This window comes from Nocardioides sp. JS614 (assembly GCF_000015265.1).
Lineage (GTDB): Bacteria > Actinomycetota > Actinomycetes > Propionibacteriales > Nocardioidaceae > Nocardioides.
In genome coordinates this window covers 316,848-332,615 of the sequence record NC_008699.1, presented here as the reverse complement: position 1 = coordinate 332,615, position 15,768 = coordinate 316,848, and the positions used below count along the sequence as shown (strand labels likewise).

The 15,768-nt window shown below is 74.9% G+C and carries 14 protein-coding genes; 6 read left to right on the top strand and 8 right to left on the bottom strand.

What is annotated here, in order from left to right; all coding sequences use genetic code 11:
• Nucleotides 1–48 precede the first annotated feature (48 nt).
• Nucleotides 49–378: an SHOCT domain-containing protein gene (locus NOCA_RS02975; protein ID WP_197687616.1), complete on the top strand. Its 330-nt coding sequence runs from the start codon at nucleotides 49–51 to the stop codon at nucleotides 376–378.
• 35 nt (nucleotides 379–413) lie between these two features.
• Entirely contained in the window at nucleotides 414–1,910 is a 1,497-nt protein-coding gene (locus tag NOCA_RS02970; RefSeq protein ID WP_041547034.1) for a multicopper oxidase family protein, read from the top strand.
• Between the two features lie 32 nt (nucleotides 1,911–1,942).
• Here the strand turns inward: NOCA_RS02970 and NOCA_RS02965 are convergent, their stop codons facing one another.
• From NOCA_RS02965 to NOCA_RS02940, 6 genes are all read right to left on the bottom strand, one after another.
• Nucleotides 1,943–3,217 carry a S8 family serine peptidase gene (locus NOCA_RS02965; RefSeq protein ID WP_011753805.1) on the bottom strand — a complete coding sequence of 425 codons (1,275 nt, stop codon included), beginning with the start codon at nucleotides 3,215–3,217 and terminating at the stop codon, nucleotides 1,943–1,945.
• On the bottom strand, nucleotides 3,208–4,656 hold the full coding sequence (locus NOCA_RS02960) for a type VII secretion protein EccB (protein ID WP_011753804.1): 1,449 nt from the start codon (nucleotides 4,654–4,656) through the stop codon (nucleotides 3,208–3,210). Before NOCA_RS02960 ends, NOCA_RS02965 begins: the two co-directional genes overlap by 10 nt.
• 10 nt (nucleotides 4,657–4,666) lie before the next feature.
• Nucleotides 4,667–6,022: a type VII secretion integral membrane protein EccD gene (gene eccD / locus NOCA_RS02955; RefSeq protein ID WP_011753803.1), complete on the bottom strand. Its 1,356-nt coding sequence runs from the start codon at nucleotides 6,020–6,022 to the stop codon at nucleotides 4,667–4,669.
• A gap of 130 nt (nucleotides 6,023–6,152) precedes the next feature.
• Nucleotides 6,153–6,449, bottom strand: coding sequence for a WXG100 family type VII secretion target (locus tag NOCA_RS02950; RefSeq protein WP_011753802.1), 297 nt, complete (start codon nucleotides 6,447–6,449; stop codon nucleotides 6,153–6,155).
• 32 nt (nucleotides 6,450–6,481) lie between these two features.
• Nucleotides 6,482–6,799, bottom strand: coding sequence for a WXG100 family type VII secretion target (locus tag NOCA_RS02945; RefSeq protein WP_011753801.1), 318 nt, complete (start codon nucleotides 6,797–6,799; stop codon nucleotides 6,482–6,484).
• Between the two features lie 125 nt (nucleotides 6,800–6,924).
• A complete protein-coding gene (locus tag NOCA_RS02940) occupies nucleotides 6,925–8,340 on the bottom strand; it encodes a hypothetical protein (RefSeq protein WP_011753800.1) in 1,416 nt (471 codons plus the stop codon).
• Between the two features lie 104 nt (nucleotides 8,341–8,444).
• Between NOCA_RS02940 and NOCA_RS02935 the strand changes: the two genes are divergently transcribed.
• Complete coding sequence (locus tag NOCA_RS02935; RefSeq protein ID WP_011753799.1) at nucleotides 8,445–12,425, top strand: type VII secretion protein EccC; 3,981 nt, start codon at nucleotides 8,445–8,447, stop codon at nucleotides 12,423–12,425.
• A gap of 119 nt (nucleotides 12,426–12,544) precedes the next feature.
• On the opposite strand, the gene NOCA_RS02930 is transcribed toward NOCA_RS02935, so the two are convergent.
• Entirely contained in the window at nucleotides 12,545–12,994 is a 450-nt protein-coding gene (locus tag NOCA_RS02930; RefSeq protein WP_041546085.1) for a nuclear transport factor 2 family protein, read from the bottom strand.
• Between the two features lie 151 nt (nucleotides 12,995–13,145).
• On the opposite strand from NOCA_RS02930, the gene NOCA_RS02925 reads away from it, so the two are divergent.
• From NOCA_RS02925 to NOCA_RS02915, 3 genes are read left to right on the top strand one after another with little or no spacing between them, the layout of a single operon-like run.
• A complete protein-coding gene (locus NOCA_RS02925; RefSeq protein WP_011753797.1) occupies nucleotides 13,146–13,331 on the top strand; it encodes a hypothetical protein in 186 nt (61 codons plus the stop codon).
• Nucleotides 13,332–13,373: 42 nt separating this feature from the next.
• Nucleotides 13,374–13,670 carry a type II toxin-antitoxin system VapB family antitoxin gene (locus NOCA_RS02920; RefSeq protein WP_011753796.1) on the top strand — a complete coding sequence of 99 codons (297 nt, stop codon included), beginning with the start codon at nucleotides 13,374–13,376 and terminating at the stop codon, nucleotides 13,668–13,670.
• Nucleotides 13,670–14,170, top strand: coding sequence for a LytR C-terminal domain-containing protein (locus NOCA_RS02915; protein ID WP_011753795.1), 501 nt, complete (start codon nucleotides 13,670–13,672; stop codon nucleotides 14,168–14,170). The genes NOCA_RS02920 and NOCA_RS02915 overlap by 1 nt, the downstream gene beginning before the upstream one ends.
• Before the next feature lie 23 nt (nucleotides 14,171–14,193).
• Here NOCA_RS02915 and NOCA_RS02910 read toward each other — a convergent pair whose 3' ends face one another.
• Nucleotides 14,194–15,711: a potassium/proton antiporter gene (locus NOCA_RS02910; protein ID WP_011753794.1), complete on the bottom strand. Its 1,518-nt coding sequence runs from the start codon at nucleotides 15,709–15,711 to the stop codon at nucleotides 14,194–14,196.
• Nucleotides 15,712–15,768: the final 57 nt, after the last annotated feature.

Here is a 15,768-nt window from a genome sequence, read left to right as displayed (position 1 = left end):
CAAACCTTGACCTGACCACGATGGCGAACCCGGGGTTCGCGTCCGACAGTGGAGATCGGACAACGGGTCGAGACCACGTCTGCGAAGGAGCTGAGGGCGATGATGGGCTGGTACCACGGCGGCACGGGCTGGGGCGGCTGGGTGCTGATGACGGTCTTCATGGTCGGCTTCTGGGCCCTGGTGGTGTTCGCGGTGATCGCACTGTTCCGCGGCACGCGCAGCGGCGGCGAGTGGGCGCCGGACCAGCGCGACCCGACCCAGATCCTCGACGAGCGGTTCGCCCGCGGCGAGATCGACGAGGACGAGTACCACGCGCGCAGCGCGGTGCTGCGTGCAGCCGGGCGCTACGGCCATCGTCCGGATCGGAGCTCGCACTGAGCCGGGCCACGGAGCCGGCGAGCCCGAGGAGCGACATTCCCCCGATCACCCGCCGCGCCCTCTTGCGCGGGACCGCCGCGCTGGGCGGAGCGACGGCACTCGCCGGACTCGCCTCGTGCAGCCGGTCCGGCGGTACCGCCGTCGGTCCCACCGCGCCGGCCGTGACGGCCGCCGAGGACGCCCGCCGTCGAGCCGGCGGCCAGCTGGTGACGGCACGGCTCACGCCCCGCCCGGTGACGCTCGACCTGGGCGGGCGAGCGGTCGATACCTGGGCGTACGGCGACGCGGTCCCGGGTCCGCTGCTCCGCGCCCGGGCGGGGGACCTGCTGCGCGTCGAGGTCGACAACCAGCTGCCCGTCGACACCAGCGTCCACTGGCACGGCATCGCGCTGCGCAACGACATGGACGGCGTCCCCGGGGTCACCCAGGACCCGATCGGCGCCGCCGCGACGTTCCGGTACGAGTTCACGGTCCCGGACCCCGGCACCTACTTCTACCACCCGCACTCGGGCGTCCAGCTCGACCGCGGCCTGTACGGCGTCCTCCTGGTCGACGGCCCCGACGAGGAGGATGCCGACCAGGAGTGGGTCGTCGTCCTCGACGACTGGGTCGACGGCACCGGTCGCACCCCGGACCAGGTGCTCGAGAGCCTGCGCGCAGGCGGGGGCGGCGGGCACGGGTCGATGGCCGGCATGGACCACGGCTCGATGATGGGGGGCGGCGGGGGCATGCAGTCCCGGCTGCTCGGTGGTAGCGGGGACGTGCGCTACCCGCTGTACCTGGTCAACGGGCGCACCGCGGACGACCCGGCCACCCTGCGGGGTCGACCGGGCCAGAAGGTCCGGATCCGAGTCGTGAACGCGGGCTCGGACACGGCCTTCCGGGTGGCCGTCGGTGGGCACCGCCTGACCGTCACCCACAGTGACGGCTTCCCCGTCACGCCGGTGTCCACCGACGCGCTGCTGATCGGCATGGGTGAGCGCTTCGACGTCACGGTGACCCTCGGCGACGGCGTCTTCGCGCTGGTCGCGGTCGCGGAGGGGAAGAACGGCGGCGGCCTGGCGGTCGTGCGGACGGGCGCCGGCACCACCCCGGGGCCCGACGCGTGGGCCCGGCACCGCGGCCAGCCGGCGCTGCTCGGAGCCGACCTGACTCCGACCGAGTCCGTCCGGCTGCCGGACCGGGCGGTCGACCGACGCCACGACCTGGTCCTGGCCGGCACCATGGCGAGCTACCGGTGGTCGATCAACGGGCGGATGTTCCCCGACGACGAGCCGCTACCGGTGGCCGAGGGCGAACGCGTCCGCCTGCGGTTCGTGAACCGGTCGATGATGTTCCATCCCATGCACGTCCACGGCCACACGTTCGCCCTCGCCACGGGCGGCGCCCGCAAGGACACCGTGATCGTGCGCCCGATGGAAGCCCTCGAGGTCGACCTCGACGCCGACAACCCGGGTCAGTGGGCGGCGCACTGCCACAACATCTACCACGCGGAGAGCGGGATGATGACGACGCTGTCCTACCGGGCGTAGCGCACTACCGGCTGATAGGTCGTGAGCTGCAGCTAGGTTCTGCGCCGGGCGAGGACGGGGCGCAGCACCAGCGCGACGACGAGGCCACCGGCACCGATCAGGCCCCACCACACCACGTCGCGACGGGTGTCGGCGAGCAGGTCCGCGGGCCGCTCGGGTGCGGCCGCGCGCACCGCGTCGTGCTCCACCGTGGTGAGCTCGACCGCGCCGTCGGGCCGCGGCTCGAGGGGCCGGGTCAGTGCCTGGTAGGGCTGGACGACGCCGACCCCGGTGAGCCGGGTGGGCGCCGCGGTGGTGCCGTTGGCGGTGTTGAGCAGCCGGGCCACCGCCTGCGCGGGCCGGTCGCGAGGGTAGTGCGAGCGCAGCAGCGCGAGCACCCCGCTGACCTCGGCGGCCGACCACGACGTCGCGACCTCGGGGATCACGCAGGTCGCGCCGTTGACGGCCACCGAGAGGGCGCCGTACGTCGGCGCCGCGACGTCGGTGTCGGAGCTGGGCAGGACGAAGTCCGTCACCGGGCTGCCGCTGGGCTCGCCGGTCCGGGTGGCGTTGACACCGACCACGTGCGGATAGCCGGCGGGGAAGACCTCGCCGGCGGCGTCCTCCCCCGGCCGCCGCTCCTCGCCGCCGAGCTCCGGGAACAAGAAGCCGCCCTCCTCGGGCCGGTTGCCGGTGGCGGCGACCACCACCACGCCGGCCCGCCAGGCCCGCCGCACTGCCGCCGCCAGCGCTGGTGAGGCAGGGACGGCGGCGGAGACGTTGGCGACGCCGATGCCCCGGTCCCGGGCGAACCGCGCCACCCAGTCCAGGCCCGCGGCGACCGACGCCGGAGTGACCGGCTGCTCGCCACGGTCCGACTGGGGGTCGCGGCTGTCGTAGACGCGGACGTCGACGATCCGGGCTCCTGGGGCGATCCCGACCGGCGAGCCGTCCGGCAGGGGTGCGCCCGCGATGATCCCCGCGACGGCGGTCCCGTGCCAGTCGACGAGCTCGTCGAGCCCGGCGAGGTTCGGGCCGGCGACCACGTCCATTCCCGGGCCGCGACGCACCCCCGAGTCCAGGACGGCCACGGCGACCCCTGCTCCCGGACGGCCCGGTCCGGCGAGCACGTGCTGTGCCTTCTCGACCCCGAGCAGCCGCAGCGGCTCGCTGGCCCCGTCGTACTGCTCCACCGGCATCTCGGGCTGGAAGTCCGCGCACGACGGTGGAACCGCGGCCGCGGCGGCCGGGGCGGCCGGGGCGGCCGGGGCGGAGCCGAGCACCGCGACCACGACGGCCGTGCCGACGGCGGCCGCGGTCACGCGCACGACGGGCCGTCCTGGGCGCCGGCCGCGGCGGGCGGGCAGAGCGCGAGGTTCTGCGAGAGCGGTACGCCGGCGCCGAACAGCTTCACCCAGGTGTCCGGGACCACCGGTGCGGGGAAGTCGGCGTAGCCGAGCAGGCCTGCGGTCTCGTCGCCGTCGAGCGGGTTGGCCCGTCCCTTGGCATCGATCGCCACGGGCTGCGGGGCGCGGGCGCCCTCCGGGCTCGCGGACCGCACGTAGGCGCCCCGGCCCGGGTCGACGGTCACGTCGGCGTGGCCGGGCACGACGTCGCGTGCGTCGTAGCCAGGTCCCGGGCGCTGCGCGAGCTGCACGACCGCCGGCTCCTCGCCTGCCGTGGTCAGCACCGCGCAGGGGTCGGTCTCCGTGGGCTCGACCGTCGTGGTCGGCCAGTGCCGGTCCGGGCCGGGCAGGCGGGTCCTGGCCAGGTCGGGGAACCGGTCGACCGGGAGCACCCGCGGGGTGCCACCGCCGGGGATGGGGGTGTTGCTGTAGACGGCGAGCGCGAAGGGGTCGAGCTCGGCCGGCCCGTCCGCGGTCAGCACCACGGCGTCGCCGGTGGCGTCCCGGAGGACGTCGCCCACCCGGGCGCGGCCCGGCACCTGGGCCGCGTCCCAGCCGTCCGGTCGCCCGCCCACGCCGGCCAGCCCGAAACTCTCCCAGCCGAGCGCGGCGCCCGCCGGGAACAGGTCGAGCCACCCGCGCGGCACGGTCGGCGCGAACACCCGCGCCGGCAGGTCCAGGGCGCCGAGCAGGTTGTCGACGGTGTCCCCGCCCGGGAGCCGGAGCGCGTACGCCGCCGCCGCGTCACCGCCGACCTGCGCGGAGGCGACCAGGTAGAAGGAGCCGCCGACCTCGACGACCTGGGCGGCGTCCGGCGCGGGCAGCACGTCGGGGTCGACGGCCACCCGGACCCGCATCCCCCGGTCGTCGGCCGTGCAGGCGGTCCAGCCCGTCTCCACCAGCAGGCCGGGCGCGGGCAGGCTGGCGGGCGCGCCCAGGATGCCGATGTCGTCACCGACCCGCTGGTCGTCGATGGTGTCCTGGGAGATCAGCATCGGCTCGACGTCGGCCCCGAGGATCAGCCTGGCCGAGGTGATGTTGATGACCGGGCGCAGCTCGACCGGCGCGTCCGGCTCGGGCGCCGAGCCGTCCGCGGCCGGGAGGACGACGTACGCCTGGCCGGTCTCCTTGGAGACGATCAGCCCGTTGCTGGCCCAGTCGTCCGGCGTCCGCGGGGAGAGGACGCCCGCGATCGCGGCACCGGCCGCCAGCAGCACGGCGAGCGCCAGGCCGCCGATGATGGTGCGCCCCGGGCGGCTCGGCTCGACCTCGCGGCCGCCCGGCGCTCCGGAGACGAACGCCGTGACGAGCCGGCGCCGGCTGAACGAGTACGCCTCGACGAGATCCTTCTTGGTGGCCACGGTCGTGGCCTCAGGACCGGATGGCGTCGAACAGGCCCGTCGCGAGGACGAGCAGCGGCAGCAGGCCCAGCAGCGCGACGGTCTCGGCGAGGTCGCCGAGGCGCCCACGGCGCACCGACGGCGGCGCGGGCAGCATGGTCAGCGCGAGGAGCGCCGCCCCGGTCGCGGCGAGCACGACCGCGGCCGTGGGGCGCCAGTCGGGGTGCAGCCACAGCATCGAGGCCGCCACCGCGAGCAGCCCGACCACCCCGGACACCAGGCCGACCAGGACCTCCGAGCCGGTGCGGTACTGGCGGGTCCGCAGCATCACGACCAGGCAGCACAGCACCGCGAGGACCGTCCCGGCGACGCCCAGCGAGACCGCCAGTGGCGCCACCACGACGAGCAGGAGACCGACGGTCGCCGAGACGGCGACCAGGATCTCGTGGGCGACGCGGGCGTCCGCGGCGACCCGGGCCGGGTCGATCGGCCGTGGCTCGGCGGTGACGTCCGCGACCGTGTACATCGGGTCGACCGACGTGCCGGTCACCGCCAGGGCCAGCCACGGGAGCACGCTCCCGGCGAGCACCACCAGGACCAGCGTCGACGTGAGCACGGCCGCGGGGTCGAACTCGGCGGCCCGCATCACCAGCCCGGTCGCGAGGAAGACCGCGCCGACCACCACGGGCGGGATCGCCAGGGCGCGGCCCGCGCCGAGGCCGACGAGGCCGGCCAGCCCGGTGAGCAGAACGGCCCCTCCTGCGGCCGCGACGGGCAGCCCGAAGAACGGGTCGTCCTCGGTCACCAGCAGCAGCCCGGCGACCGCGGCGTACCCGGTCGCCATCCAGGCGACCGCGACCCCGGCCTCGGCCTCGCGCTGCGCACGGGAGAGCACGACCGCTGCGGCCGTCAGGGTGACCGCGACCACGACCGCCGTGGCGCCGGCGAGCAGCGAGCCGCGCTGGATCAGCAGCGCCACCGCGCCCAGCGCCATCAGCAGGCCGGCGGCCACGAGGGCGGTACGGCGTCCCGACGCCGGCTCCCAGGGCCGCAGGTCGTGCTCGACCACGTCGGTCATCGCCTCGACGACGTCGTCGTAGACGCGGGGCGGCTCGTCGTCGACACCGGCCGCGACCGTCAGCAGGCCGCCGTCCTCGACGCCCTGGATCACCAGGCCGGCGTCGCCCGCGAGCCGGCGCCCCTCAGCGGTCACGAGACGGTAGCCGGCGTAGACCGTGGCCGGGTCGAGCAGGCCGACGCTGCGGGCCAGCTCGGGAACCAGCTCGGCGACCGGCACTGCGCCCGGCAGGACGAGGTCCACGCGGCGGGCGCCGGAGGCGACCGTCACCCGGACCAGGCCGGACCTGCCGGCGGTCGCCTGGGTCATCGATCCACCTCCTGTCGGTACCTCTCAGCTCGGTGCCGGCTCGATCTCGGGCCGGGACCCGGGCGCGCGCTCCGGCGAAAGGGGTCGACGCCGTTCGCGCCGACCCCTGGTGTGCAGGTTCGCCCGAGGCTCAGATGTCGAAGGAGGCCGCGCCGCGCTGGTCGGCCGCGCGGTACTCGGCGTTCGACTGCACCACGGTGCTGCTGGTCTCCTGGAGCAGCCCCTTCATCTCCTGCATGGCGCCGTCCCACTTGGCCTTGGCCGCGGTGTAGGCCTGCTGGGCGCTACCGCTCCAGTCGCTGCGCAGCGGGGCGAGCTCCGACTCGAGCCGGTTGAGCCGGTCGTCGATCCGCTTGACCGCCTGGCCGAGGTCGTCGGCGACGGTGTCGAGACCGGCATGGTTGACGCGAAGTCCGTCGAGAGTCATCTCATTCACTCCTGGGTGCCCGAGGTGCGCGCTCAGCCGAGCCGGCCGGCGACGCGGTGGTAGCTCGACGACTGGGTCTCGTCGGTGCTCATGTTGTCCCGCTCGGTCGAGGTCAACGACGCCTCGAACTCGTTGAGCGCGTTGGTGATGATGCGCTGCCGGTCGGTCCAGGCCTGGTGCAGCGTGAAGAACGCCGAGCCGCCGGCGCCGACCCACTTGCCCTGCTGGGCGAGGATCTGCTGCTCGAGGCTCTTGCTCAGGCCGTCGAAGTCCGCCTTGGCGTCGGCCACGAGGCCCGCGGCGCGGGTGAGCGTGCGCTCCCCCTGTCCCATCTCCGGTGCTTGCGACATGTCGCCAACTCCTTCCCCCGTGGCGGCAGGAAGCCGCTCGAGAATCGCTGTGTGGTGGCGATCCCGCCCGGTGTCGGCCCGAGCCGGACACGGGTCGATTGCCCCCGCCCGATGTGGCCTAAACCTCAGGCTCCGAGTTTCCACAGGCTCGCCAGCTCCCAGAGCTGGCGGAACCATCCGGACGCCACGACCAGGGCGCCGACCGCCGTCGCGCCGGCCAGCCCCTCGGCCACCTCGGCCCGGCGCGACCACCACGCGGAGCGCCAACCCCGGCCGACCGCCACGGCCGCGACGACGAGCGCCGCGGCGGTGAGGACCGCGAGGCCGGCGAGCCACCAGCCGGCCCGACCGGCAGCGCCCAGCAGGGCCGTCGCCAGCACCGTTCCACAGGCCAGGCCGGCGATCCGCAGCAGCGCCCGGGCGGCCGCGTGACGGTAGCTGCGGGCGGCGAGGAGGAGTCCGGCCCCCGCGCAACCGACCAGCACCCGCGCCCCGACCCGGTCGATCGGCAGCGTCGCGGCGGCCAGCAGCAGCGGGGCGGACAGCAGGACCGCCGCGAGCACCGCGGCGCTGGCGGCCGTGACGATCCGGGTCCCGCGGGCCGCGACGGCGTCGACCGCGTCGAGGGGTACGACGGTGCGCCCGCGACGGCCGCTCGGCTGCTCGCGGGCGGACCACGCGGTGACCGCGAGGCGGTCGAGATCGATGAGGTACTGGTCGGGCACGTCGACCGCGACGGCCGGGACGAACCGCGCGGCGAGCAGCGCCCCGAGCAGGACCAGCGACCACACCAGCCGGGGCGGCGCTCCGCCGAGCGAGGCGAGGCCGGTGCCGACGAACCCGGCGACGCCCGCGAGCACCCATACCCGGAGCGCCTCACCCGGTCGGGCCGCGAGCGCCCGCCCGACCGCCGCGACCAGGGCGGCCGCGAGGCCGGTGACGCCGAGCACCATGGGGAGCCGCACGCCGTGCGGGTCCCACGCCATCGCGAACGCGGCGGCCGCACCGAAGGCCGGGGCCGCGACGACCCGGTGGGCGGCGCGCCGGCCGATCGGGAGCACCCCGAGCACCGCCGCCACCAGCAGGAGTCCGATGGCCGTCGCCCGAAGGGCGCCGCCCGGCGCGGTGGCGGCGCACCAGCCGGCCAGCCCAGCCGCGGCCGCGGCCACCGCGAGCCCCAGCATCGGCAGGGTGTCTGGGCGCGGCCGCGGGGAACCGTCGGCGGCCGGTCCGCTCCGGGCCGCATGCCGGCCGCCCGCCACCGGCTCGGCCGCTCGGTCGGCGGGGACGCCTGGCGCGCTCGGGTCGGCGACGAGCAGGTCGCCGGTGACGACCCCGGCGCGGGCGAGCGTGGTCGCCGGCTCGAGGCCGTGGCCCAGTCGGCTTCGCAGCACCGGGGCGGCGTCGAGGCCGGCGCGGACGGCGTACTCCTCGGCGACGTCCGCGGCCGTCGCGGTGCCCGGCACGACCAGGTCGAGGACGCCGACCGGGCCGTGGACCGAGAGCGCGAGGATGTCCGCGGGTGCGTGCGTGCCGGCCACGACGTCACCTTCCCCCCGATTGCGAGGCGTCAACCCCGCCCGGCGCGGGTATGCCCCTCCCGACGCCGTTCGCCGACCGAGCGGCCCGAAGACAGGGGGCCGGAGTGAGCACGACGCTGCGCGGCACACGTCTGGACGCGCCGGAGCTGCCGACCGGCCAGGTGGTGCTGCAGCCGCCACCGCGGATCGAGCCCAACGAGGGCGCGAGCGGCGTGCTGATGAACGCGATCCCGATGCTCGGCAGCCTGGGCTCCATCGTGCTGGTCGCCACGATGGGCCGCGCCAGCGGCGGCCGGGGCTTCCTCGCCGCGGGCATGTTCCTGTTCGCGACCCTCGGCTTCATCGTGGTCCAGCTGGACCGGCAGCGGAAGCAGCGCACGCAGCAGGTCAGCGGATCGCGCACGGAGTACCTGCGCTACCTCGCGAACGTCCGCAAGGTCGCCCGGGAGGCGGCCGACCAGCAGCGCCGGGCCCTCACCTGGCAGCACCCCGACCCGTCCGCGCTGCCGGCGCTCGCCGACGAGCGGTCGCGGGTCTGGGAGCACACGACGTCCGACCCGACCTTCCTGCACGTGCGGTACGGCGTGTGCGCCCAGCCACTGTCCCTCGAGCTGGTGCCGCCGGAGAGCACGCCGATCGACCAGGTCGACCCGGCCGCGGCCTCGGCGCTGCACCGGCTGCTGGTCGTCCACCGGCTGCAGCCCGACCTGCCCGCCTCGATCGACCTGCGGGCCTTCGACCGGATCGAGGTGTGCGGCCCGGAGGAGCCGGCCCGCTCCCTGGCCCGGTCCCTGATCTGCTCCGCCACCGTCTTCCACTCCCCCGACCAGCTGGCCGTAGCGGTGCTGACCTCCGAGCAGCACCTGGCGCGCTGGGACTGGCTCAAGTGGCTGCCGCACGCCCAGAGCGGGCGGCTGTCCGACGCCGTCGGCCCGATGCGGATGGTGTCCACCTCGCTCGCCGACCTGGCGGCACTGCTGCCGGCGGACCTCGGCGAGCGGCCGCGCTTCGGCGCCGACGAGCGACCCGCGACGCCACACCTGCTGCTCGTCGTCGACGACGGCGAGCTCCCGCCCGGCAACCACGTCGTACCTCCCGACGGCCTGCACGGCGTGACGCTGCTCGACCTGCCCGCGCGCTGGGACGACCTCGAGGACGCCACCCGGCTGCGCCTCCAGCTCACCGCGGAGCCCGCCGACGACGGCCGCCACCCGGTGCTCGCGCTGCGGCTGCGGGAGCAGCCGATCCGCGCCAGGGCCGACCAGTGCAGCATCGCGACCGCGGAGGCACTGGCGCGACGGCTCACGCCGCTGCACACGATCGCCGCCGGCGGCGTCGAGCCGGGCACCGGCGAGATCGCCGGGACGGCCGACTACCTCGAGCTGCTGGCGCTCGGCGACGTCCACACGCTCGACCCCGCGACCGCCTGGCGGCCGCGACCGGCCCGCGACCGGCTGCGGGTCCCGATCGGGCTCGGCGAGGGCGGCTCGGTCGTGCACCTGGACATCAAGGAGTCGGCCCAGCAGGGCATGGGTCCCCACGGTCTCGTGATCGGCGCCACCGGCTCCGGCAAGTCGGAGTTCCTGCGCACCCTGGTGCTCGGCCTCGCGCTCACCCACTCCCCCGAGCAGCTCAACATGGTGCTCGTCGACTTCAAGGGCGGTGCGACGTTCGCGGGCATGGCGGACCTGCCGCACGTCTCGGCGGTGATCACCAACCTCGCCCAGGAGCTGACCCTGGTCGACCGGATGCAGGACGCCCTGTCCGGGGAGATGGTCCGCCGCCAGGAGCTGCTGCGGGAGGCCGGCAACTACGCCTCCGTCCGCGACTACGAGCGGGCCCGGGTCGCCGGCGAGGACCTGGTCCCGCTGCCGTCGCTGTTCATCGTCGTCGACGAGTTCTCCGAGATGCTCTCGGCGAAGCCGGAGTTCATCGACCTGTTCGTCGCGATCGGCCGGCTCGGCCGCTCCCTGGGCCTGCACCTGCTGCTCGCGTCGCAGCGCCTCGAGGAGGGCCGGCTGCGCGGGCTGGAGTCGCACCTCTCCTACCGGATCGGGCTGCGCACCTTCAGCGCCGGCGAGTCCCGCACCGTCCTCGGCGTGCCGGATGCCTACGAGCTGCCGGCCGACCCGGGGCTCGGCTACCTCAAGCCGGACCCGGCCACGATGCTGCGCTTCAAGGCGGCCTACGTCTCCGGCCCGCCGTCGGGCCGGGTGCGGGTGCGCCGCGACGAGGGCGGGCACCTGCGCGGCATCCTGCCGTTCACGATCGCCGAGGTGCAGGCCCTCGACGTGGCCGATCCCGAGCCCGAGCCGGTCGCCGTCGAGCAGCCGGGCGACCAGGAGTCGCTGCTCGACCTCGCCGTACGCCGGATGGTCGGGCACGGCCCCGCAGCACACCAGGTCTGGCTCCCACCCCTGGACGTCCCCGACACCCTCGACGACCTGATGCCGGACCTCACCGAGGACCCCCGCCACGGCCTGGTCTCCGCGCACTGGCGCCAGCTCGGCGGCCTGATCGTGCCGCTCGGGACCGCCGACCGGCCCCGCGAGCAGCGCCGCGACACCTTCACCGTCGACCTGGGCGGCTCGGGCGGCCACGCGGCGGTGGTCGGCGGCCCGCGCAGCGGCAAGAGCACGCTGCTGCGCACGATGGTCGCGAGCATCTCGCTCACCACCACGCCCCAGGAGTCGCAGTTCTTCGTCCTCGACTTCGGCGGCGGGACGTTCACGCCGTACGCCGACCTGCCGCACGTCGCCGGCGTCGGGACCCGCTCGGAGCCGGACGTGGTCCGCCGCATCGTCGCGGAGGTGCGCGGGGTCGTCGACCGCCGCGAGGCCTACTTCCGGGCCCACGGCATCGACTCCATCGAGACCTACCGCTCGCGCCGGGCCGCCGGCCGCGCCGACGACGGATACGGCGACGTGTTCCTCGTGGTCGACGGCTGGAGCACCCTGCGTGCCGACTTCGACGACCTCGAGCTCGAGCTCCAGCAGCTCGCCACCCGTGGCCTCACCTTCGGCCTGCACCTGCTGGTCGGCGCGGCCCGGTGGGCGGACTTCCGGGCGGCCGTGCGCGACCTGTTCGGGACCCGTCTCGAGCTGCGCCTCGGCGACCCGATGGACTCCGAGATCGACCGCAAGGTCGCCGCGCTCGTGCCGGCGGGTCGGCCCGGCCGGGGCCTGACGGCGAGCCGGCTGCACTTCCTCGCCGCGCTGCCCCGCGTCGACGGCTCCGCCGACGTGGAGGCCCTCGGCGACGGGGTGGACCACCTGGTCAAGCGGGTCGCCGCGGCCTGGGCCGGACCGACCGGCCCCAAGCTGCGGCTGCTGCCGGAGCGGATCGGCCTGGACGACGTACGCACCCTGGCGCGGCCCGCCGCCGAGGACCGCCGCCTGCTCCTCGGCGTCACCGAGTCCGACCTCGGCCCGGTGGCCCTGGACGGGGACGCCGAGCCGCACCTGCTGGTGTTCGGCGACGGCCGGTCCGGCAAGAGCGCGCTCCTGCGCGCCTACGCGCGCGAGGTGATGCGGACGCGCACACCCCAGCAGGCCCAGCTGGTCGTCGTCGACTACCGGCGCTCGCTGCTCGGCGAGGTGCCCGAGGAGTACCTCGTCGACTACCTCACCTCCGCCCGCCTGGCGCAGCCGGCGCTCCAGGACCTCGCGTCCTACCTCGAGTCCCGCATCCCCGGCCCGGACGTCACCCCCGACCAGCTCCGCAACCGCTCCTGGTGGACGGGCGCGGAGGTGTTCGTGCTCGTCGACGACTACGACCTGGTCGCCACCCAGCAGGGCTCGCCGGTGCAGGCGCTGCAGCCGCTGCTGCCCCAGGCCCGCGACCTCGGCCTGCACCTGGTGGTGGCCCGGCGCTCCGGCGGCGCGTCGCGGGCGCTCTACGAGCCGGTGATCCAGTCGCTGCGCGACCTCGCGATGCCCGGCCTGCTGCTCTCCGGCAGCCCCGACGAGGGGCCCCTCCTCGGCACCCACAAGCCGCAGCCCGCCCCGCCCGGCCGCGGCCGCCTGGTCACCCGCGACCGCGGTGCCGAGGTCGTGCAGCTGGCGTGGTGCGAGCCGAGCCTGTGACCTCGGTCCGCCGCGCCGTTGCGAGGTTCATCGGCCGGCCGACAGAACTCGTGCCTGGACGATGAAGCTTTGTCGTCCAGGGTCGGGTTTCATCGGCCGGCCGATGAAACCCGGCTCCCTCACACGTGGGTGTGCTCGCCGGGGCCGTTGATCTTCAGGCCGGGCAGGTCGGCGAGGTCGTAGGTCATCTCGAAGGTACGGCGGTAGCCGGTGTGGGCGACCCGCCAGCCGTCGGGCGTCCGGGCGTAGCGGTCCTCGTAGAACGCGGCGCCCTCGAGCATGAACTTGAACGCAGGGACGATCACCTTGTCCTGGAGGTACCACCGGCCGGTGGCGGTGTCGCCGTCGACGGCGATCTCGGGGTGGTGGGCCTGGTGCAGGGTGAGCAGCCCCTCGCCGAGGTGCTCTCGCAGGTACGCGACCAGGGCCGCGCGGTCGGCGAAGACCAGGCCGTCGTAGTCGCCGGTGGCCGCGGGCAGGAAGCAGTCCGCGAACTCGTCCCAGCGCTTGGTGTCCAGGGTGCGCAGGTAGCGGTACTTGAGCTGACAGATCTGGTCGATGTCGTCCACGAAACTAGAACGTATTCCAGTTTCGGCTGCTTGGTAAGCCACCCGTTGACCCACCCGTCACACACCGGCAACCTTCCCGGCATCCCACTTCGGCACCCTGGGTACCGAAGTCGCTCACACCCCGAGCGACCGACGATCGACGGAGGCCGAGATGGATCACCCCAGCACGCCCGACCGGGACCTCGAACCGGACCACGACCGGGACCGGGACCAGCGCACCCGGCTGCGGCTCCGGCACGCCCAGCGGCTCACCACCCTGATGGAGGAGCGCCGCGACCTGCGTGGCGTCCACGCGCTGGCCGACTACTTCGACGACGCGGTCCGCTGGTCGGCCTGACGGCACGGCGGGCGCCCGGGTCCGCCTCGTTATAGTCGCGGCGTGATCTTCAAGCGCGTCGGCGACGGGAGGCCCTACCCCGACCACGGGCTCTCGTCCCGCGCGTGGGCGGCGGTCCCGCCGCGACAGGTCCGCCTGGACCAGCTCGTCACCACCAAGGACACCCTCCAGCTCGCGGCCCTCCTCGACGAGGACTCCACGTTCTACGGCGACCTGTTCGCCCACGTGGTCGAGTGGCGCGGCGACCTCTACCTCGAGGACGGGCTGCACCGCGCGCTGCGCGCCGCCCTCCAGCAGCGCAACGTCCTGCACGCCCGGGTCCACACCCTGGAGGACTGATGCCCCAGGGCGCGCGGTCGGCGATCACGATCTCGGCGCTCGGCCTGCTCCTCGTGGTGGCCGCCCTCTGGGGCTGGTCCGCGGCCACGGACCCGCTCCCGGCCAAGGTCGACACGCCGATCTGCGTGGACCGCACGGTCGCGGCCGGCACCAAGGTGTTCGCCCAGGACGTCACCGTCAGCGTCTACAACGCCGGCACCCGGGAGGGCCTGGCCGGGCGCACCATGCAGCTGCTCACCGACGACGGGTTCGCCGAGGGCAACAGCGGCAACGTCAGCGCCCGGGTCGAGGTGGTCCAGATCTGGACCCTCGACCCGACGAACCCGGCCGTCCAGCTCGTGGCGAGCCGACTCGGCCCGGACGTCGAGATCGAACGCCGCGACGGCCCCGGCGCCGGCATCTCGATCGTGGTCGGCGACGGCTTCCAGGACCTGGTCGAGGGCCGCCGCTCGGTGCAGGCCGAGGACGACGCCACGATCTGCAGCCCGCCGGTCGGCTGAGGGGCGCCCAGGCCCCCCGATGCTCAGGGCTGGGGCCGGCGGGCGGGCTTCTCGACCAGCCACTGGGCGAGCCGGCCGCGCGCACTGACCTGGCGCAGTCGCTCCTCGGTCTGCCAACGCAGCTTGCGAGGAGTCACCACCAGGAGGTCGTCGCCCTGCCGGAGGACGGTACGCCGCTCGGGCACCAGCGTGTTGCCGTCCCGGATCACCATCGACACCGAGGCACCGCGCGGCAGCCGGAGCTCGCCGACCTCGACGCCGTGCATCCGCGATCCGGGCGCGATCGAGACCTGCAGCAGGTCGGCCGCGATCCGCTCCAGGGGCGCGGCCTCGACCTCGAGCCCGCGCGGCTCGGAGCGCCGGGCGACCCGCAGGACCCGGGCGACGAGTGGCAGCGTCGGCCCGGTCAGCACCGTGTAGAGCACGACCATCACGAAGACCAGGTCGAAGAGCCGCTCCGCATCGTCGACGCCCTCGGCGAGCGGGATCGTCGTGAGCACGATCGGCACCGCCCCGCGCAGACCGGCCCAGGACACGAACGAGAGCTCGCGCCACGGCAGTGGCTGCACGACCGCACTGGCCAGCACCGACAGCGGCCGCGCGACGAAGGTGAGGACCAGGCCGGCGACGATCGCCAGGCCCACGGTCGAGAGGCTGATCCGCCCCGGCGAGAGCAGCAGGCCCAGGGTGACGAACAGGCCGATCTGGGACAGCCAGGCCAGCCCCTCGGCGAAGGACCGGGTCGCCGCCCGGTGGGGGAGCTCGGAGTTGCCGAGGACCAGGGCCGCGACGTACACCGCGGCGAAGCCGGACCCGTGCACGAACGCGGCGGCGCCGTACCCCAGGAAGGCGAGGGTCATCACCGCGAGCGGGTAGAGGCCGGAGGAGGGCAGCGCGGCCCGGCGCATCACCCAGGCGCCGCCGTACCCGGCGGCCAGGCCGAGCGCGACCCCGATCGCGAGCTCGTAGCCGACGATGCCGACCATGGCGAGCGCGCCGTTGTCCTCGACCGCCCCGCTCGAGATCAGCGTGACCAGGACGACGGTGGGTGCGTCGTTGAGACCCGACTCGGCCTCGAGCGTCCCGGTCAGCCGCTTGGGCAGCGGCACCACCCGGAGCACCGAGAACACCGCCGCCGCGTCGGTCGGCGACGTGACCGCCCCGAGCAGGACCGCCAGCTGCCACGGCATGCCGAGCAGGTAGTGCGCGCCGACGGCGACCACGGTGACCGACACCGCGACGCCGAGCGTCGCCAGCGAGACGCCGAGCCGGATGCAGCCGCGCATCTCGGGCCAGTTCGTGGTCAGGCCACCCTCGGCGAGGATCATCGCCAGCGCGGCGAAGCCGACCGCGTGCGCGACCTCGTAGTTCTCGAACTGGATGCCGACGCCCGACTCGCCCAGTGCGGCACCCATGAGCAGGTAGATCAGCAGGCTGGGCAGTCCGGCGCCGGTGGAGACCCGGACGGCCAGGATCGCCAGGAGCGTGACCGCCGAGCCCACGAGGATGAACGTGTCGAGATCGTGGACGTCGAACGACACGGATCACCTCGGCCTCGTCGCGGGGCGGGACCGCAGTCTATCGGTGCGCCCACCCCC